Genomic DNA, 19,982 nt, shown 5'->3' on the forward strand with positions numbered 1-19,982 from the left:
AGCCCCGTTGAGCAGTACCCACCCCCACACCCCGCCCTCCGGCGGACATCCGGAGGACATCCCGTCCACCCCCCAGGACCCGCAGAGAAGCAGCCGCCGTACCGTGCTGCGCGCAGGCGCGGCGCTGACGGGACTCGGCCTGGCCGGGGTCACGCCGAGCGCCCGTGCCGAACAGGCCGCCCAGCCGTCGGCGGCCCCCGCCGCTTCCGCCGGCGGATACCGCGTGGGCCGGGGCGTCGCCGACGCCACCGGTGAGATAGCCGAGGTCGGCATGATGGGCTACGGCCGCGTCGACCAGCAGGCCCAGGGTCTCCACAACCGCCTGCGTGCCCGCGCGTTCGTCTTCGCCGGCGAGGAGAGCGAAGAGCGCGTCCTCCTCGTCGTCGTCGACACGGCGATGATCTTCGAGAGCGTTCACCAGGCCGTCCTCAAGAGACTCGCGGAGAAGTACGGCGATCTCTACACCCACCGCAACGTCATGCTCACCGCCACCCACACCCACTGCGGCCCGGGTGGCTCCTCGCACCACCTGCTCTACAACCTGACCTCGCTGGGCTTCCACGAGAAGACCTTCAAGGCCATGACGGACGGCATCACCGAGGCGGCCACGCGCGCCCACGACGACCTCGCACCGTCCGAACTCACCCTCACCCACGCGGAGTTGCGCGGCACCAGCGCCAACAGGTCCCGCGAGGCCTTCGAGCGCAACCCGTCGGACCTGCGCGGCCACTTCCCCGAGGGCATCGACCCGCAGAGCACACTGCTGCGCATCGAACGCGACGGACACGTGGCCGGGGCGGTCAACTGGTTCGCCGTGCACTGCACGAGCATGTCCGGCGAGAACAAGCTGATCAGCGCCGACAACAAGGGCTACGCCGCCTACCACTGGGAGCGGGAGGTCGAGGGCGTGGACCATCTCGCGGACGGCAAGCCCGACTTCGTCGCCGCGTTCGCGCAGACCAACGCGGGCGACATGTCCCCGAACCTGGATCTCAAGCCGCCTACGACTCCCGCCGACTTCGGGAACACCCGCGAGTGCGGCCTGCGCCAGTACGAGGCCGCGGCAGGTCAACTCGACCGGCGCGGCACGAAGCTGACGGGCGGTGTGGACTCACGGCTCGTCTACATCGACCTCTCCGGCGTGACCGTCGAGCCCGAACACACCGGTGACGGCAAGCGGCACAAGACCTCGGGGCCCGCCATCGGCGCGGCGATGGCGGCCGGCAGCCTGGAGGACGGACCGGCGTTCCCCGGCTTCGACGAGGGCGAGAACCCGCTGTGGGACGCGATCTCGGACTCCGTCATCTACGAGGCGTCACCCGAACTGCGCGAGGCGCAGGCGCCGAAGGGCATCGTCGCGCCCGTCGGCGTGATGAACGCCGTCTACCCCTGGGTCCAGGAGCAGGTGCCCGTACAGCTGCTGCGCATCGGGCAGTTGTATCTGATCGGAGTGCCCGGCGAGGTGACGGTGTGCGCCGGGCTGCGGCTGCGCCGCACGGTCGCGGAGGCGGTCGGCGCGGAAGTGCGTGACGTACTCGTCGCCGGCTACGCCAACTCCTACTTCCACTACCTCACCACGCCGGAGGAGTACGACTCCCAGCAGTACGAGGGCGGCAGCACCCTCTTCGGGCGCTGGCAGCTGCCGGCCGTCGAGCAGACGGCGGCACAGCTCGCACGTGCCATGCGGGACGGCAAGAGCCTGCCGATCGGGCCGGTCGCCCCCGACATCTCGGACAAGACAATCTCCCTGCAACCGGGGATCGTGCTGGACGCGCCGCCGCTGTCCCACGAGTTCGGAGACGTGCTCACCGCTCCGCGCGCCAACTACCGGCCGGGGGAGCGGGTGACGGTGGTCTTCGCGGGTGCCCACCCCGGCAACGTGCTGCACCGGGGCGGGACCTACCTCCGCGTGGAAGCGCGGAAGGACGGCGAGTGGCGCACCGTCGCGGACGACGGTGACTGGTCGACGGCCTTCCGCTGGGAGCGCTACGGCGTCGCCGCCTCGAAGGTGACGGTCACCTGGGACATTCCCGGGGGAACGGCCTCCGGTGAGTACCGGATCACCTACGAGGGCGACGCCAAACCGGTCGCGGGCGACCCGAAAGCCATCTCGGGAACCTCTTCGGGGTTCACCGTGAGCGGCTGACGGATCGCCCGTCGGGGCGGCCGGTCAGTGCTTACTGGAACGAGCCCACTTCCTGCTCCTGGCCCTGTTCCTGTTCCTGCCCGGCCTCCCCGCCGCCGGCGCCGATCTCCGCGCCGGTCGCCTCGAGCGCGGCCGTGACCGGCTGGAAGAAGGTCTCGCCGCCCTGCGTGCAGTCGCCGCTGCCGCCGGAGGTCAGGCCCACGGCCTGGTCCTCGGAGAACATCGCGCCGCCGCTGTCGCCGGGTTCGGCGCAGACGTTCGTCTGGATCATTCCGTTGACGACGTCGCCGTTGCCGTAGTCGACGGTGGCGTCCAGTGCGGTGACCTCGCCGTCCGTGACGCCGGTCGTGCTGCCGCTGCGCTGCACCTGCATGCCCACGGCGGCCTCGGCGGCTCCGGTGATCTCCTGCGTGCCGCCCTGGCCCTCGCCCAGCGGATCGAGGTTCACCGCGCTGGGTGCCTCGGCCTGCGCGTCGTCGAGAGTGGCGATCGAGAAGTCGGTCTCCGGGAACTGCGAGTCCGTGAGCGTGCCGAGCGCCTCGGCGCCGGCCTGGTCGGAGGTGAAGGCCGTGCCCGCTTCGCCGCAGTGGCCCGCGGTCAGGAAGCCGGGAGCGCCGTCGACCGTGACGTTGAAGCCGAGGGAACAACGGCTGTCCCCGGCGAAGATGGCGTCGCCGCCGAGTACGCCTTCGGCGGCGGCCTGGCCGCCCTCACCGGCGCCCGCGCCGTCGTCACCCGCGCCGTTGCCGGCGCCCTCGTCGCCCTGGCCCGCGCCCTGGCCGGCGCCGTTTCCGGCCCCGTTGCCCTCCTCCTCGGCACCGGCGCCGCCGTTGCCGTGGAACTTCTGGAACTTACCGGCGGTCCGCTTCACCGACATCATGCCGTCCATGCCGGCGGCGGTCTTGTTCAGCGACGCCCACTCCGCGCTGTCGACCGTGCTGTCGGCCAGTACGGAGACCTTGTTCGTACGCGGGTCGACCGACCAGGCCGAGCCCGCCACCGAGGCGCCGTTCGCCAGGGTGTCGCTGACCTTCTTCAGCTCCGCCTTGGAGTTCTGGACGAGTCTGGCCTCGGCACCGCTCTCCTCGACGCGCTGAGCGGTCTCCTCGTCGGTGACGTTCATGACCAGCTTCTTGGCCTTGCTGTCGATGAACCAGCCCGCCGTGCTCGACTCGTTCGCGTCGGCCAGCTTGGTGCCCATCGCGGCTGCCGCCTTGGCGCTCATCGTCCGCGGACCGGTCTCGTCCTGTCCAGCGTTCGCGTACGGCAGCGTCACGGCGGCCAGTGCCAGCGCAGCCGTGCCTGCGCCGGCTATCACATACGCCCGCTTGCTGTCCTTGCGTCGATGGCTCAACTCACTGACCTCCCTGGGTGGTGGACCGGCGCCTCATTGCCGGTTCGGCGCAGTGGCACGCCATGGTTTCTCCACAGGTACTCCGTCCCGCCGTTTCGTAGTTGAGACCACTCAATGTCCGTGAGTTTCCCCCGCCGATGCGGCTGAGGCGGTAGGGTCAGCGGGTTCCAGCGGGAACGGGCGGGCAGCCACCGGACCGCACGGGGGAGTGCATTCGCATCACACGCCACCACGCCTGAACTGCCCCTTTTGCAGTGCCTCTTGGTCATTCGGGGGGCGGGCGCGACCAGTGATGTACCGGGGAGTACCGTGCTGTCCTCGCACGCGCTCTTCACCACTTCTTCATCCTCAGAGGGAGACCATGACAGCTATACGCCAGAGATGGCAGCGTTCCGCCGCCGTCGCCACGGGTGCCGCCGCTCTCGTCGGCACAGGGATGTTCGTCGCTTCTCCCGCCTCGGCGCACGTGCCGGGCTGGAAGGTGGACTGCTACTCGACGAGCATCCACCTGGAGAACTACAGCGAAAAAGGCAACACCATCAAGATCACCGCGGGTGGCAAGACCCTGGTGGACGAGCAGTTCGGCCGGACCTTCGACAAGAAGGTGGACCTGCCCGAGCACACCTCCCCGCTGGAGGTGCGCCTGCAGATCGACGCCTCTGACGACAACAAGTTCGACGTCAACGAGAGCAAGATGTCGCCCGTCTGCGAGGAGTCCCCCTCGCCCACGCCCACCGAGTCCTCGCCCGCTCCCTCGCCCAGCGAGTCCAGCAGCGAAGCCCCGGCGCCGTCCGAGGAGCCCAGCACCGCGCCGAACGGCGGAGGCGACGACCTCGCCGAGACCGGTGCCTCCAGCGCCACCCCGATGATCGCCGGTGCCGCCGGTGTCGTCCTCGTCGCCGGTGCCGGCCTCGTAGTGGCCGCCCGCAAGCGCCGTTCGGCCGCGCAGGACTGAGCCCGCACCGCGCAGAACCCGGGGCGCTCCGCGCTCCCATGAGCACAGCCCGCGAGGGCCCGGCAGCCGAACCGTGGCTGCCGGGCCCTCGTCGTATGCGCAGGTGTCGTGGGTGAGTTCAGACCGCGGCGACGGGCACGCCGGTACCGGTCGCCTCCTGCGTCCGCGGCGAACTCCGGTCGTGGTCGGGCCTCTTGAGCAGCAGAAGCATGCAGCCCAGCGTGAGGAGCACCTGGAAGACCGCGTAGCAGATCACCGCGGTGATCGAGCCCGTACGGTTGAGCAGGAACTGCCCGATGACCGGTGTGGTGCCGCCGAGCAGCGTCGCGCAAAGCTGGTAGCACAGCGAGATTCCGGTGTAGCGGACGTTCGCGGGGAAGCGGCTCGCCAGCATCCCCGCCAGCGCCGCGTAGTAGAGGCAGTGCGGGACGGTCGCCACGGAGACGCCGAGCATCGCCAGGCCGTAGTTGCCCGTGCCGATGAGGACGAACATCAGGGGCATCAGGACCAGTTCGGGCAGCAGCATGATGCACACGGCACGCGACCAGTTGTGCATCCGCGTCACCAGGAGGGCCCCGAAGGGCTGCACGAAGATCTGGGTGACGTTGGCGACCAGGAGGATCGTGAGGAACGAACTCCGTTCGAAGTCGAGGCTGGACGTCGCCCACGACAGCGCGAACGTCGACTTGAAGTACGTGGCCGACAGCCCGATGGTGCAGGCCCCGATGCCCAGTGCGATGAGGCCTGGGCAGGTGCGCAGCACCTCCTTCAGCGGCAGCTTCGCGACGTCCTTCTTCTCGATCAGCCGGGCCATCGCCGGGGATTCGGTGACCTTCATCCGCAGGAAGAGGCCGACGACCACGAGCAGCGCGGAGGCGAGGAAGGGTATCCGCCAGCCCCAGCTGAGGAACTCGGGCTCCGGCAGCGCGCTCACGGCGAGGAAGGCCACGGTGCTCAGCGTGTTGCCGACGGGTGAGCCCTGCTGGGCGAAGGCGCCGTAGAGGATCGACTTGCCCTTCGGGGCGTGTTCGGAGGCGATGAGAACCGAACCGCCCCACTCGCCGCCCAGCCCGATGCCCTGGATCATCCGGATCGTGACGAGCAGGACGGGAGCGGCGACACCGATCGTGGCGTAGCCGGGCAGCACGCCGATCAGGGTGGTGGAGACGCCCATCAGCAGCAGCGTGATGATCAGCGTCTTCTTGCGGCCGAGCCGGTCGCCGAAGTGCCCGAAGACGATGCCGCCCAGCGGCCGGGCGAGGAAGCCCACCCAGAAGGTGGCGAACGCGACGAGGGTGCCCACGGCGCCCTCGAGTTCGGGGAAGAAGACCTTGTCGAAGACGAGGGCCGAGGCGGTTCCGTAGATGTAGAAGTCGAACCACTCGATCGTGGAGCCGACGAAGGCTCCGAATCCCGCGCGGTTCGCGGTCCTTCTCTTCTCCTGGGTGAGCGGGGTGCTCATGCGGCGGCTCCGGATGAGGACGGGGGCGGGCGGCGGCGCACGGGCACGCTCGCGTCCCGGTGTGCGGGTGGGACGGCGGTAACCGTGACAGCACCGACCTAGACGGGTCCAATACCGAATAACTGACGCAGTGAGACGTGCTGCGTATTAATAGCGCTCGAAGACGGCCGCGAGGCCCTGCCCGCCGCCGATGCACATGGTCTCCAGCCCGTACCGTGACTGCGTGCGCACCATGTGATGAGCCAGCGTCGTGAGGATGCGCGCGCCCGTGGCACCCACCGGGTGGCCCAGGGAGATACCGGAGCCGCAGACGTTGATCCGCTCCTCGTGGTCCGTCTCCGTGAGCCCCAATTCGCGTGTGCACGCGAGGACTTGAGCGGCGAAGGCCTCGTTGAGCTCGATCAGGTCCATGTCGGCGAGCGACAGCCCGGCGCGCTCCAGGGCCGTCCTCGTCGCGCCCACCGGACCGATCCCCATCGTCTTCGCCGGAACGCCCGCACGCGCGAAGGAGACCAGCCGAACCAGCGGCGTCAGTCCGAGACGCTCGGCCGTGGCGGCCGAGGTGACCAGACATGCCGCGGCGGCGTCGTTCTGGCCGCTCGCATTGCCGGCGGTCACCGTCGCCTCCGGGTCCGACTTGCCCATCACCGGGCGGAGCGCCGCCAGTTGCTCGGCCGTCGTGTCCGGACGCGGATGCTCGTCGGCGGAGACGGTGCTCTCGCCCTTGCGCCCGCGCACCGTCACCGGCACGGTCTCCTCCGCGAACCAGCCCTCCTCCGCGGCGCGGGCGGCGCGCTGCTGCGAGCGCAGCGCCAGTGCGTCCTGGTCGGCACGGGAGACGCCGTACTCGCGGCGCAGGTTCTCCGCCGTCTCGATCATGCCGCCCGGCACCGGGTGGTGCTCGCCCCCGGCCGTCACGCGCCCGCGGGCGAGGGCGTCGTGCAGCTGGAGCCCGGGGCCCTTGATGCCCCAGCGGCCCTCATGCGTGAAGTAGGGCGCCGCGCTCATCACGTCGACTCCGCCGGCGATCACGACCTCGCTGAAGCCGGCCCGTATCTGCATGGCCGCGTCCAGCACCGCCTGGAGGCCGGAGCCACAGCGCCGGTCCGTCTGAATGCCGGTGACCGACTCGGGCAGCCCCGCGTCGAGTGCCGCCACCCGTCCGATGGCCGGGGCCTCGGCGCTGGGGTAGGCGTGCCCGAGGATCACCTCGTCGACCTGCGAGCCGTCGGCGCCGCTGCGTGCGACCACCTCGGAGATGATGCCCGCCGCGAGTGCGGCCGGGCGCTGACCTGCAAGGGCGCCGCCGAAGCGCCCGATCGGTGTGCGCAGCGGAGCGCAGATGACGACGTCGGTCTTGGCCGGCATGCGGGCTGACATGGATGAGGCCTTCCTGGCTGGTGTCGCTGGCTGGTGTCGCTGGCTTGTGGGGTGGCTGATGCGCCGGGGCGCCGGAGCCGGAACGGGGTCGGGCCGTCAGGTCGTCGGGGCCGGGGCCGGGTCGCCGCACGGGCCTGCTGTCTTCGCCGTACGACCCTTCCACCGCGCACTATTCCGGTCCAATATCCGATCCGCCTCGCACTGATACGCGGACGTACTCAATCGGTGGCGTCGGCGGCTGACGCGTTCCCGGGCGGCGGCAGCGCCTCCGCCGCGACGTCCAGGACGCTGTGCAGCGCCGCCGACGGGTTGTCCGTACGCCACGCGAGCGCCGCCTGAAGCACCACCGGCGGCCCGGCCAGCGGCCGGTAGACGAGCCCGGTCTGCTGGATGTGCATGCAGGAGGTGAGGGTGAGCGTCACCCCGACCCCCATCGCGACCAGCGCCAGGATCGTGTACGAGTCCGGGGCCTCCTGCACGATCCGCGGGTGGAAGCCGGACCGCTCGCACGCGTCGACGGCGACGTCGCGGAGGCTGGAGCCGGTGCGGGCGGGAAAGCTCACGAACGGCTCCTCGGCCAGATCGCCGACGGTGATCCTCTCGTGCCGGGCCAGCCGGTGGTCCGAGGGGAGAGCGCAGACCAGCTCCTCCTCGGCGATCACCCGGTGCTCGACACCGGGCAGACTGACCGGCAGCCGTACGAAGCCCAGGTCGAGGGTGCCGTCCGCGACCCGCGTCAGCGCGGTGTGGGCGTAGGTCTGGCCGAGCATGACCAGCTCGATGCCGGGGTGTGCCGCCCGTACGGCGCGGGCGAGCCGTGGCAGGGTCGCGTGGCTCGACGCACCGGCGAAGCCGACGCTCACCCGCCCGTACTCGCCGCGACCGGCGGCCTTGGCGACGCGGGTGGCGATCTCGATGTCCTCGAGGACCGTGCGGACGGGCTTGAGGAAGGCCTCGCCCGCGCTGGTCAGGCGCACCGAACGGGTGCTGCGTTCGAAGAGCTGGACGCCCAGCTCCTTCTCCAGCTGCCGGATCTGCTGGCTCAGCGGCGGCTGTGCCATCTGCAGCCGCTTGGCGGCACGGCCGAAGTGCAGCTCCTCGGCGACGGCGACGAAGGAGGAGAGGTAGCGCAGTTCCACGTCAGACCCATTCATCGGCTGACCGGTCGGCCAGTTATCAGTTTCACGTCTCAAACTGACCTTAATTCGGTATTGGACGCCAATCAATGGAGGGTGGGAACGTGGGCGGGCAGGGTGACCCGGGTCCCGGCCGGAGCGTGCCCGCCCCCGCACGCGGCCGGGCAGGCCCGGATACGGCCGGGCAGGCCCCGGGACTTGCCGCGACGAGCCGCACCGAGGAGATGTGGAGATGGCCGTGGAGACCGCGACCGACAAGACGATGACCATGCGGGAGGCCGTCGGCGCATACGTACGGGACGGCGACACGGTCTCCCTCGAAGGCTTCACGCATCTCATACCGACCGCGGCGGGTCACGAGATCATCCGCCAGGGCCGCCGCGGCCTGACCGTGGTCCGCATGACCGCCGACATCGTCGTCGACCAGATGCTCGCCGCGGGATGCGTCTCCCGGCTGGTCTCCTCCTTCGTCGGCAACTCCTCCGCGGGCTCGCTGGGCGAGCTGCGCCGCCGCGTGGAGCGCGCGGACCCCGAGCCGCTCGCCTTCGAGGAGTACAGCCACTACGGGATGATCTGCCGCTACATCGCAGGCGCGCAGCGGCTGCCCTTCTACCCGCTGCGCAGCTACGGCGGCAGCGACCTGCCCGGCGTCAACCCGGCCATGCGCAAGGTCACTTCGCCCTATCCGGGTCCGGACGGCGAGAGCGAGCAGATCTACGTCGTGCCGCCCGTCAACCCCGACGTGACGATCGTGCACGCACAGCGCGCCGACCGCTCCGGCAACACCCAGGTCTGGGGCCTGACCGGAGTCCAGGCCGAAGCCGTCTACGCCGCGCGTAAGGCCGTCGTCGTGGTGGAGGAGATCGTCGAGGACGAGGTCGTGCGTTCCGACCCGAACCGCACCTTGATCCCGGCACACGCCGTGGACGCCGTCGTCGTCTGCCCGCGCGGTGCCCACCCCTCCTTCGCCCAGGGCTACTACGACCGGGACAACGCCTTCTACCGCGCCTGGGCGGGGATCAGCAAGGACAAGGAGCGGCTGACCGCCTGGCTGGCGGAGTGGGTGCACGGGACCCGAGACCACGCCGAATACGTCGCCAAGCTCGGCGAGGAGTTCTGGGACGGGCTGGCCGTCGGCGAGGCGATGAGCCTGCCGGTGAACTACGGGCGCCGGCTGTGACCACGCGCCGCCGCGAGCGGCCCCACCGGCCCGACCGGCCCCACCGCCCCGACCGTCCCGCACTCCCGAACGCACGGAAGTGAGCCCGCAGATGACCACTGGAACCAGCGAGAACACCGGATCAGCCGCAGCCGTGACCTCCTCCGAGCTGCTCTCCGTCGTCGCCTCCCGCGAACTGGCGGGCAGGCGCACCGTGTTCGCCGGAATCGGGCTGCCCACACTCGCCGCCTCCCTCGCCCATCTCACCGTCGCGCCCGGCCTGGAGATCGTCTACGAGTCCGGGGTGTGCGGCGCGCATCCCTCGCATCTGCCCGAGACCATCGCGGACGCCGTGCTCATCACCGGCGCCGAAGCGGTGATTCCGATGCCCACGCTCTTCGGCTCCGTCCTGCAGGGCGGGCACATCGACGTCGGTTTCCTCGGTGCCGCCCAGATCGACAAGTGGGGCAACCTCAACTCGTCCGTCATCGGCGACTGGCACCACCCCAAGGCACGGCTGCCCGGATCGGGCGGCGCGAACGAGGTCATGGCCAACTCCCGTGAGGTGTTCGTGGTCATGCGCCGTCACGACCCGCGCTCCTTCACCGAGGAGCTCGACTTCTGCACCTCGCCGGGGCCGGACCGGGCGCTCGCCGACGGGATACGGCCGCTGGGCGCCGGAGTCACCCGGGTCATCACGGAGTTGGGCATCCTCGCCCGCGAAGGCGTCGGCGAGGAGCTGAAACTGACCGCCCTGCACCCGGGCGTGACGGCCGAGGACGTCAAGGCCGGCACCGGCTGGGATCTCCAGGTCGCCGACGACCTGAGCGTCATCGAGCCGCCCGGGGACGCCGAACTGGCCCTGCTGCGTGACGACGTCGACCCCGAGCGCGTATATCTGCGCTGACCGGCATCCGCGCCGACCGGACGGCACGGCGAGGATACGGGGACGGCGCGTGGGCGCCGGGGGAGCGGAGGCTGGAGAAGACATGCGCATCAGAATCGTCGGCACGGGCGTCATGGGCCGCGGCATCGCACAGTGGGCCGCGACGGCAGGCCACACCGTCGAACTCGCGGACGCACGCGAGGAGTCGGTCACCGAGGCGGTCGCGTTCGTGACCGGAATGCTGGAACGGGCCGCGCAGAAGGGCCGGATGAGCGCGGACGAAGCCGCCTCCGCCCGGGAGCGGCTCGTGCCCCTCGGCTCGCCGTTCACGGCGCCGGCGGGCGACGAGGCTCCCGCCCTCGTCATCGAGGCCGTACGCGAGGACCTGGAGACGAAGACCTCCGTCTTCACGGAGCTCACGAAGGTGCTCCCGGAAACCACCGTCTTCGCCACCAACACCTCCTCCCTGTCCGTCACGGAGATCGGATCGCGGCTGGCCGACCCCTCCCGTCTGGCCGGGCTGCACTTCTTCAACCCCGTACCCCTGATGAAGATCGCCGAGGTCGTGCCGGGCGCGGCGACCCGCGAGGACCTCCCCGGGTTCCTCACCGAGTTCGTCGAGGGCTGCGGACACCGGGCCGTGACCGTGGCGGACACGCCCGGGTTCCTCGTCAACCACGCGGGGCGCGGGCTCGTCACCGAGGCGCTGGCGCTGCTGGAGGAGTCCGTCGCGCCGCCCGCGGACCTCGACGCGATCGCCCGCGACGTACTCGGCCTGCGGATGGGCCCGTTCGAACTCATGGACCTCACCGGTCTCGACGTGACCGCGTCCGTCATCGAGACCGTCTGGCGCGGCTTCCGCCACTCCGACCGGCTGCGGCCCTCGTACCTGACGGCGAACCGGGTCGCCGCCGGGCTGCACGGCCGCAAGACCGGGCGCGGCTTCTACCCCTACGGCCCCGACGCCCCCGGCGACGCCGCCGCGCCCACGCCGCCCCCCGCCGGCGGCGACGCCGCACGGCCGGTCGCCGTCGTGGGCGAGGGGCCCGACGCCGACGCGGTGAGCGCCCTGCTCGACGGCCGCACGGTGCCGGGAGGCCAGGGCCGGGACGGCACCGGGAGCGGGGACGGCTCCCGCCCGGAGCCCCTGCTGCTCGTGCCCACGTGGGGCGGCACTGTCGCGGCGGCGGTCGCCGCACAGGGCCTGCCCGCCGGTCGCGCCCTCGGCATCGACCCGCTGTCCGCGGACACCGGCCGCTTCGTGCTCGCCGTGACGCCCGCTTCGGAGCCCGGGGCGGTACGCGACGCGGCAGCCGTCCTCGCCGCCACCGGCGCGGAGGTCACCGTCGTACGGGACACCGCGGGCTCCGTCGCGCAGCGCCTGCTCGCGTCCGTCGTCTCGGTCGCCGCCTCCATCGCCGAGCGCCACATCGCCGCTCCCGAGGACATCGACCTGGCGGTCACCGCCGGGCTCGGCTACCCGTACGGGCCGCTGGCCTGGGGCGAGCGGATCGGTGCCGCCCGGATGCTCGGCCTGCAGCGGGCACTGCTCACGGCCACCGGCGATCCCCGCTACCGGCCGCCGCGCTGGATCGCCGAGCGCGCGCAGCTCGGCCTGCCGCTCACCGCCCCCGACATCCCGCTCGCCGGGCACTTCGAGGAGAACTCCCCATGACGGGACGGGACTTCACGGGCCGGGACTTCGGCCTCACCGAGACGCAGCGCGACATCCGCGCCATGGCCGCGGACTTCGTGGACGCCGAGATCGCACCGTACGCCCGCGAATGGGACCGCGCGGAACGCGTGGACCCGGGCATCCCCCGACGCCTCGGGGAGCTGGGCTTCCTCGGGCTGACCGTCCCCGAACGCTACGGCGGGACCGAGGCGGATCTGCTCTCGTACGTCCTGGCGACCGAGGAGCTCGGACGTGGTGACTCCGCCGTGCGCGGCATCGTCTCCGTCTCACTCGGCCTCGTCACGAAGACCATCGTCTCCCACGGCACCGAGGCTCAACGCGAGGAGTGGATACCGCGGTTGGCCAGCGGCGAGGCGCTGGGCTGCTTCGCGCTGACCGAACCCGGCACCGGTTCCGACGCCGGCTCGCTGAGCACCCGGGCCACGCGCGACGGCGGCGACTGGGTCATCGACGGCAGCAAGATGTTCATCACCAACGGCACCGTCGCCGACGTCGCGCTGACCTTCGCCCGTACGAGCGAGAACGGCATCACCGCGTTCCTCGTGCCCGCCGGCACCCCCGGTCTGACCGCCACGGAGATCCACGGCAAGCTCGGCCTGCGCGGTCAGGCCACGGCCGAACTCGCCTACGAGGGCGTACGGGTGCCGGACTCGGCCCGCCTCGGCGAGACCGGCCGCGGACTCGGCATCGCGCTCGGCGCGCTCTCCCGCGGACGGATCTCCGTCGCGGCCGGCGCGGTCGGCCTCGCACAGGCGGCGCTCGACGCCGCCGTCGGGTACGCGACGCAGCGCGAGCAGTTCGGGCGGCCGGTCGCCTCGTTCCAGCTGGTGCAGGAGCTGCTTGCCGACTCCGAGGTGGACATACGGGCGGCCAGGCTGCTCACCCGCCAGGTGGCGCGCATGGCCGACGCGGGCGCGTCACCGAAGGAGTACGCGACGGACGCGTCCGTCGCCAAATACCACGCGAGTGAGACGGCCGTGCGAGTCACGAACAACTGCCTGCAGACTTTCGGCGGTTACGGCTTCATAGACGAGTACCCCGTCGGCAAGTACCTCAGGGACGCCCGGGTGCTCACTCTCTACGAGGGCACCAGCCAGGTCCAGAAGCTGATCATCGGCCGCGCGCTGACCGGCGTCGACGCGATGACGTGAGCCCGGAGAACGGGTGAGAGCGCCGGAGAACGCGTGAGAGTGCGTTTTCCGGCCGGACCAGGGGCTGTCCGGGCGGCCCATCGGTGAGAAGGTGTGTCGCCGGCGACCGCGCGCACAGGGGAGAGCAGTGACCGCCAACGACGAGATCGACATCAGCAGGCCCCACCCGGCACGTGTCTACGACTACTGGCTGAACGGCAAGAGCCACTACGAGGCGGACGCGGCCGCGGCCGAACGCGTCGTAAGGGTGTGGCCCGGAGTCGTGCTGGGCGCCCGGCTCAACCGCGAGTTCATGCACCGGGCGACGCGCTGGCTCGCGAACGAGGCCGGCGTGCGGCAGTTCCTGGACATCGGCTCGGGCATACCGACCGAACCCAACCTCCACCAGGTCGCCCAGGCGGTGGCTCCCGAGACCAGGGCCGTCTACGTGGACAACGACCCGATCGTGCTCGCGCACGCGCAGGAACTGCTGAGCAGCACTCCGCAGGGCCGTACCGCCTATCTGCAGGCCGACTTCACCGAACCCGAGAGCATCCTCGCCTCTCCCGAGCTGGGGGAGACGCTCGACCTCGGACGCCCGGTCGCGCTGTCGCTGATCGCGCTGCTGCACTTCATCACCGACGAGCGGGGCGCGTACGACATCGTGCGCAGATACATGGACGCCCTGCCGTCGGGCAGCTACCTGGTCGTCTCGCACGCGACCGCCGACTTCGACCCGGACCTGCTGACGCGTGTGGCCGAGGCGTACCAGTCGACGGTGGCGGAGGGCCAGATCCGCTCAAGCTCGGAGGTGAACCGCTTCTTCGAAGGGCTGGAACTCGTCGACCCGGGCGTTGTCGTGGCCCACAGGTGGCGGCATGACGGCGACGAGGCGCAGGCGGACATCACCGACGCGGAGTTCCCCGTCTACGGAGGGGTCGCGCGCAAGCCCTGATCACGCGGGGTGCGGCCGCGGCAGTGCGGCGCATGCTTCGTTCCACCGGGGGTAACTGCAGGCCAGACAGTACCGAGGCCCTCCGGGGGTGCAAGCAGGTGCAGAACTTTCTGAACGGGATGACGGAAAAGGCGAAGGCAGCGGCAGGCAGGCCGGGCCGGAGCGCAGGGAGCCGGACGGCGACCCGGAAGCCGGCCGGGAAGAAGACAGCGGCGGGCAAGCCCAAGCAGAAGGGGGCGAACAACACCGCTGCGGGCAAGGCAGGCGCGAAGAAGTCGGCCGGGAAGAGCCCGGCGACGAAGAAGACGGCCACGAAGGGACCGGCGGCGAAGAAGCCGTCCGCGAAGAAGAAGACGTCCAGAACGGGCAAACGGCCGGTTCTGGACGCCTACCTCAGGCAGCACCAGCTGCCCGTCGTCTGGCGGGTGCTGATCCTGCTCGCGGCGTTCGCCGCGATGGTGGGCTTCGCCGTCGTCCTGTCGAAGCTGACGCTCGCGCCCTCGGCCGCTTCCGAGTCGCTCGTGCACAGCAACCTGCGCCCCGGTGACTCGATCCGCAACTACCTCGCGCAGCCGGCCCTCCGCGACACCGTCAAGCAGCTCGGCGGCAACATCGTGCTCGGCATGCCCTTCGGCGCGCTGCTGCCCGCCCTCGTGCCGCGCACCCGCGGCCTGCTCCGGGTGATGGTGGCGACGGCGCTGGTCATGCTGCTGGTGGAACTGGTCCAGGGTGCCCTCGTACAGGGCCGGGCCTTCGACATCGACGACGTCATCCTCAACACCACGGGCGCCCTGCTCGGTTACCTGATCATCGGGCGCCGCCTCGGCCGCGCCGTGCACCCGCGCCGGCGCCACTGGTGGCACCGCAAGACGGTCAGTGCTTCCCGTGGCCGTCCGTGAAGCGGACGGACACCTTCTCGTAGCCCAGCGAGACCAGCAGCTCCCGCAGCATGTTCCGCGTGTTCTTCTCCGCCCGCTCGGTGAGGTCGCTCTTCCCGGCGGCCTCGCCGATGTGGCGGACGGCCAGCTTGTGTACCTCGCGCTCGTCGTTGGGGTTGTCGGAGAAGAAGTCACCGAGCCTGTCGAGCAGGCCGCGCTGCTTCGTCACGGCGTACGATCGTTCCGCGTCCAGCGCCGGCTTCTCGAGGCGGGCACGGGGGAGTTCGAGGGTCGCCGCCGTGCGGTCGCGGTTGACCTTCACCGCCTCCTCCCCGACGTTCCCCAGGTCCACGTATGCACCGACCTCGCCCTTGCCGACGAAGAGGGTGCGGTTGCCGCGCACCGCGTCCGGCAGGAACTTGGCGTCCTTGTCCAGGTCGACGACGACCTGGAAACTGCCGGACGCCGCCTCGTAACGGCTCATGTCCTGGATCGACTTGAGCAGCACGGGCCCGGTCCGGTCCTTGGTCTCGGTCGCGAACGGATTGCTCGCCTTCGGCAGGAGGTTCAGCATTCCCCCGAGCAGGAGCACGAGGAGCACCAGGACCATGGTCATGGAGACCACGACCCACCACGGCGGGCGCTTGCGGGTACCGGCTGGGCGCTGCACGGATGACATCTGACCGTCCCTTCGGAGCACCGGTGGTACTGACGACACCCTCCGGTTGCCCCGGCACCCGGCGGTTCATGGTCGGCAGTCCCCGCGCGGCGCGGACGGCAACATCACCGACGGGGTGGCCGGTTCGGTCAGCCGAGGCCGAAGACCTCGTCCACGAAGTCGTTGGCGAAGACGCGCCGCGGGTCCCGCTCACGTACCAACTGCCGGAAATCCGCGGCCCGTTCGTACAGCGACGCGATCCGTTCAGGCTCCATGGCGGTGAGCTTGCCCCAGTGGGGCCGGGCGCCCAGCGGCAGCAGCTTCTCCTCGACGGCGGCCACCACCGGCAGTACGGCCCCGGGGTCCTTGACCCAGGTGAAGTGGAAGGCGACGCAGTCACGTCCGGAAGCGGGACTCAGCCACAGGTCGTCGGCGGCGACGGTGCGCACCTCCGAGATCCGCAGCACAGGCGCGACACGTTCCCCGAGGGAGCGCAGCGCCTCCAGCGCCTCGGGGGCGGCGGCGCGGGGCAGCAGCACCTCCGACTGCAGCTCGTCGCCGCTGCTGGGCGTGAACTCCGGCCGGAAGTGCGGCAGCCGCTCGAACCAGGGCCCGGGCACGCCCAGCTGCTGGGTGCAGTGTGTGGCGGGGATGCCGGGGATGGGGTGGTGGGCCTCGTCCGCCGGGGTCTCACCCGTCCAGCCGGGCGGCCGCACGCGACCGTCCCGTTCCGTCGTACGGCGCTTGACCCACACCCGCGCCTCGCCGCTGCGGTAGTCGGTGAACGCGCTGACGCTGTAGGCACATCCGTAGATCTCGTCGAAGCGTGCCGCCAACTCCGTGAGCCGGACGCCCGTGTAGATGTGCTGCGTGACCTCGAAGGCCGGCTCGACGCGGAGCGTCAGCCGGGTGACGATGCCGAGGGCGCCCAGCGCGACGACGGAGCCGGGGAAGCGCTCCGGGTCGCTCCGTCGGCTGAGCCGCGACAGCTCCCCGTCCGCGCCGATGAGTTCGATCTCCGTCACCGCAGCGGCCAGGCACCTCTCCGAGTCGCCCGAGCCGTGGGTGCCGGTCGCGCAGCAGCCCGCCACCGAAATGTGCGGCAACGACGCCAGGTTGGCCAGCGCGTGGCCGGATGCGTGCAGGACGGCGGTCACTTCGCTGTACGGCATTCCGGCACCGACGGTGACCGTGGAGCCCTCCGGGTCGACGTCCACGACAGGCGGCAGGCAGTCCAGCCGCACCAGGTCCCCGCGGGTGTCGGCGACGCGGTTGAAGGAGTGGCCGGTGCCGAGCGCGCGCACCCGGTGGGCGGCACCGACGATGTGCTGCAACTCCTCGACGGATTCCGGGCGTTGGACCCGGTGGGCGCTGAACTCGGTGTTGCCCGCCCAGTTCCGGACGGGAGGGCCTGATGCGGGGCCGGAGACAGTCATGCGCGTTCCTGGGGGTCGGGGCGTGTCCGCAGTCTCCCGCCCGGGCTGCGGGAGGGGGAGGGCCTTCTGGGCCGAAGACCCGGGGGAGGACGACGCCACCTCGCGGGCGCGCCCTGGTTCCGATGGCGCGGATCCGGCCATGGGGCGTCAACCGGCCTCTCCGGGGCCGGAATTGGCCGGGGTTGTGCGGAGTGCGGACCGTGGGGAAATATTTCGGCCTCTGGGATTGGCCGATCCACGCCACACAACGTACATTCCTTCCCTTGTGCAACATGCGCAACGGTCTCGCCCCCCAGTGACCCGGTGGCGGGGACTGGACAGAGGCATGTGCGGGAATGAGGACGGACAGTGCCGTGGAAACGTACCCCTCGCGCGGCGCGAGGAGGAGTGGACCGGAGCGGACACGCATGGTCACCGTGGCGAGGCCCATGCGTTCACAGCACGGGGAGCTGAGGCATGCGCATCACTGAGATTTCGGGCGGCCTGCCCGACCGCCGCATACCGGACCGGCCGCCGGGGCCCGCCGTGCCCCGCCTGGTGCTGGGAGAGCGGTTGCGCAGACTGCGTGAGGCACAGTACATATCCCGCCAGGAGGCCGGTGAGGCCATCAGGGCCTCCGAGGCCGCCATCGCCCAGCTGGAGCGTGGCCGCCGGGGTTTCCGCGAGCGGGACGTGACCGACCTCCTGACCATCTACGGGATCACCGACGAGACCGAGTACGCCACGCTGCAGACCCTGGCGGCGCAGACCAACGCTCCGGGCTGGTGGCACGCGTACCAGGACATCGTGCCCGACTGGTTCCGCACCTACCTCGGGCTGGAACAGGCCGCATGCGTCATCCGCAGCTACGAGGTGCAGTTCGTCCCCGGGCTGCTGCAGACCCCCGAATATGCCCGCGCCGTCGTCGGACTCGGACGTACGGCCGGCCCCGGCGCGCAGATCAGGCGGCGCGTCGAACTGCGCATGCTGCGCCAGCGCATCCTCCACTGCTCACAGCCCCCGCACCTGTGGGCCGTCATCGACGAGGCGGCACTGCGCCGCCCCGTCGGCGGCACCGCCACCATGCGCGGCCAGCTGGAACATCTCATCGCCGCGTGCGAACTGCCGCACGTCACGATCCACGTCATGCCGTTCGCGGCCGGCGGTCACGCCGCGGCCGGCGGGCCGGTCACGCTGCTGCGGCTGCCCGAGCGTGAGCTGCCCGACGTGATCTATCTGGAGCAGCTCATCGGCGCCGCCTACCCGGCCGAGCGGGAGGAGGTCGAGTACTACCGCCACGTCATCGACCGTCTGGTGACCGACGCGGCACCGGCACGGGAGACGCGCGCGATCCTGCTCGGGATGCTCGACGAACTCTGATGATTCGCGGCCGGGTGGAGGCCCACGGGCGTGGGTGGGAGGCCCGGCCCCCGGGCCTCCCACCGTTCAGGGCTGCCGGACCTGGGCCTCCAGGGGCCCCGCCGACGTGGCGCTCCGCCCCTCGGCAAGGCCGCGCCACCACGGGGCGCCGGGCAGCACGGGCGCGGACGGTTCGAAGCTGCCGCCCGGCAACGGCAGCGCGGCCCGTACGCCGGCGTCCGCCGCGACGGCCAGGACGCGCTCACCGGGCTCGGCCCAGGGATGCGGGGCGAGGTTGAAGGTGCCCCAGTGGATCGGCAGCATCGCGCCGGCCGGGCCGGTCAGGTCGAGGTGGGCGCGCAGCCCGTCCTCCGGTGTCATGTGGATGTCGGGCCAGAACTCGCTGTACGCACCCACCTGGATCATCGTGGCGTCGAACGGTCCGTACTCGGCGCCGATCTCGGCGAACCCCGGGAAGTAGCCCGTGTCGCCGCTGTGGAAGATCCGGTGCTCCGGGCCCGTCACCGTCCACGACGCCCACAGGGTGCGCTGCTTGTTGCGCAGCCCTCTGCCGCAGAAGTGCCGGGCGGGGGTGGCCGTGAGCCTCAGCCCGGCGATCTCCGTCGACTCGTGCCAGTCCAGCTCGGTGAACCGCTCCGGTGGCACGCCCCACCTCTCCAGGTGCGCGCCGACGCCGAGTGTCACCGCGAACGGCACGTCGCTCGCGGCGAGTTCACGGATGGTGGGCAGATCCAGGTGGTCGTAGTGATCGTGCGAGACGACGACGGCGTCGAGCCGCCCGAGTGAGGCGAGCGGCACGGGAGCTGCGTGGAGGCGGCGCGGCCCGATGAAGGAGAAGGGCGAGCAGCGCTTGCCCCACATCGGGTCGAACAGCACTCGCCGGCCGTCGATCTCCGCGAGGACGGTGGCGTGCCCGAGCCAGGTCAGACGCAGCCCGGAGGCGGGCGGGGAGGTCAGGTCGGGGCGGGCGAGCGGAATGGGACCGTCGGGTCTGCGGCCCTCGCGGCTGAGCAGGGCCTTCAGCATCTCCCGGCGGCCCCGTACGGCCCTCGGCGTGGTGCCCGCGGGCAGCGGATTGCGGAAGGCCCCCAGCCCGGCGTCGTAGTTCGGCGACCGCTCGATGCGGGCCAGACGCTCACCCGAGGGCTCCGCGCCGAAGGCGAGAGGGTTGAAGCCGAGTACGCCGCTCATGGAGGTCTCCCGTTCTGTCGATGCCACGACAACGCCACCCCGTGCCCGGTTTGTTCCCCGGCGATGAGTTCCACGGATACGGCCGGTCTGCACATGGGACCGGCACTGGGAAGCCAGCGGTGTCGCCGCCCGGCCGTGCCGCCTGGGTCCCCTCCCCGGTCCCGTGAGCAACCCCGGAGGCAGAGAGTGAGTGGACAGTGA

Annotated in this window: 16 protein-coding genes; 9 read left to right on the plus strand and 7 right to left on the minus strand. The window is 71.1% G+C overall.

The genetic code is table 11. The features are described from left to right. The first annotated feature begins 7 nt into the window (after positions 1-7). Positions 8-2,146: a neutral/alkaline ceramidase gene (locus AN215_RS05380; protein ID WP_245694247.1), complete on the plus strand. Its 2,139-nt coding sequence runs from the start codon at positions 8-10 to the stop codon at positions 2,144-2,146. A gap of 31 nt (positions 2,147-2,177) precedes the next feature. Here the strand turns inward: AN215_RS05380 and AN215_RS05385 are convergent, their stop codons facing one another. Further along, entirely contained in the window at positions 2,178-3,500 is a 1,323-nt protein-coding gene (locus AN215_RS05385) for a S1 family peptidase (RefSeq protein ID WP_245694251.1), read from the minus strand. Between the two features lie 361 nt (positions 3,501-3,861). Between AN215_RS05385 and AN215_RS05390 the strand changes: the two genes are divergently transcribed. Then, entirely contained in the window at positions 3,862-4,455 is a 594-nt protein-coding gene (locus AN215_RS05390; protein WP_070009959.1) for an LAETG motif-containing sortase-dependent surface protein, read from the plus strand. A gap of 118 nt (positions 4,456-4,573) precedes the next feature. Here the strand turns inward: AN215_RS05390 and AN215_RS05395 are convergent, their stop codons facing one another. The 3 genes from AN215_RS05395 to AN215_RS05405 form a co-directional block, all read right to left on the minus strand. Beyond that, positions 4,574-5,917 (minus strand): MFS transporter, encoded by a 1,344-nt coding sequence (locus AN215_RS05395; protein ID WP_070009958.1) that lies wholly within the window; start codon positions 5,915-5,917, stop codon positions 4,574-4,576. A gap of 147 nt (positions 5,918-6,064) precedes the next feature. After that, a complete protein-coding gene (locus tag AN215_RS05400; RefSeq protein WP_070009957.1) occupies positions 6,065-7,285 on the minus strand; it encodes an acetyl-CoA C-acetyltransferase in 1,221 nt (406 codons plus the stop codon). A 230-nt stretch (positions 7,286-7,515) separates the two neighbouring features. Beyond that, entirely contained in the window at positions 7,516-8,436 is a 921-nt protein-coding gene (locus AN215_RS05405) for a LysR family transcriptional regulator (protein WP_070009956.1), read from the minus strand. Positions 8,437-8,665: 229 nt separating this feature from the next. Between AN215_RS05405 and AN215_RS05410 the strand changes: the two genes are divergently transcribed. From AN215_RS05410 to AN215_RS05435, 6 genes are all read left to right on the plus strand, one after another. Beyond that, positions 8,666-9,613, plus strand: a complete 948-nt coding sequence (locus tag AN215_RS05410; RefSeq protein ID WP_070009955.1) for a CoA transferase subunit A — start codon at positions 8,666-8,668, stop codon at positions 9,611-9,613. A 91-nt stretch (positions 9,614-9,704) separates the two neighbouring features. Then, positions 9,705-10,499, plus strand: a complete 795-nt coding sequence (locus tag AN215_RS05415; RefSeq protein ID WP_070009954.1) for a CoA-transferase subunit beta — start codon at positions 9,705-9,707, stop codon at positions 10,497-10,499. 82 nt (positions 10,500-10,581) lie between these two features. After that, positions 10,582-12,153, plus strand: coding sequence for a 3-hydroxyacyl-CoA dehydrogenase NAD-binding domain-containing protein (locus AN215_RS05420; protein WP_070009953.1), 1,572 nt, complete (start codon positions 10,582-10,584; stop codon positions 12,151-12,153). Next, a complete protein-coding gene (locus tag AN215_RS05425; RefSeq protein ID WP_070009952.1) occupies positions 12,150-13,325 on the plus strand; it encodes an acyl-CoA dehydrogenase family protein in 1,176 nt (391 codons plus the stop codon). The genes AN215_RS05420 and AN215_RS05425 overlap by 4 nt, the downstream gene beginning before the upstream one ends. Before the next feature lie 127 nt (positions 13,326-13,452). Continuing rightward, positions 13,453-14,259 carry an SAM-dependent methyltransferase gene (locus AN215_RS05430; RefSeq protein WP_070009951.1) on the plus strand — a complete coding sequence of 269 codons (807 nt, stop codon included), beginning with the start codon at positions 13,453-13,455 and terminating at the stop codon, positions 14,257-14,259. 119 nt (positions 14,260-14,378) lie between these two features. Then, a complete protein-coding gene (locus tag AN215_RS05435) occupies positions 14,379-15,158 on the plus strand; it encodes a VanZ family protein (protein ID WP_420856130.1) in 780 nt (259 codons plus the stop codon). Here the strand turns inward: AN215_RS05435 and AN215_RS05440 are convergent. Next, positions 15,133-15,816, minus strand: coding sequence for a DUF4230 domain-containing protein (locus AN215_RS05440; protein WP_070009950.1), 684 nt, complete (start codon positions 15,814-15,816; stop codon positions 15,133-15,135). The genes AN215_RS05435 and AN215_RS05440 overlap by 26 nt on opposite strands. Before the next feature lie 128 nt (positions 15,817-15,944). Further along, positions 15,945-17,231 carry an FAD-binding protein gene (locus tag AN215_RS05445; protein ID WP_070009949.1) on the minus strand — a complete coding sequence of 429 codons (1,287 nt, stop codon included), beginning with the start codon at positions 17,229-17,231 and terminating at the stop codon, positions 15,945-15,947. 456 nt (positions 17,232-17,687) lie between these two features. Between AN215_RS05445 and AN215_RS05450 the strand changes: the two genes are divergently transcribed. Then, positions 17,688-18,590, plus strand: coding sequence for a Sco1979 family transcriptional regulator (locus tag AN215_RS05450; protein WP_070009948.1), 903 nt, complete (start codon positions 17,688-17,690; stop codon positions 18,588-18,590). A gap of 66 nt (positions 18,591-18,656) precedes the next feature. Here AN215_RS05450 and AN215_RS05455 read toward each other — a convergent pair whose 3' ends face one another. After that, positions 18,657-19,781, minus strand: coding sequence for an MBL fold metallo-hydrolase (locus tag AN215_RS05455; RefSeq protein WP_070009947.1), 1,125 nt, complete (start codon positions 19,779-19,781; stop codon positions 18,657-18,659). Positions 19,782-19,982 lie beyond the last annotated feature (201 nt).

Source organism: Streptomyces abyssalis, assembly GCF_001751365.1.
GTDB classification, from domain to species: Bacteria; Actinomycetota; Actinomycetes; order Streptomycetales; family Streptomycetaceae; genus Streptomyces; species Streptomyces abyssalis.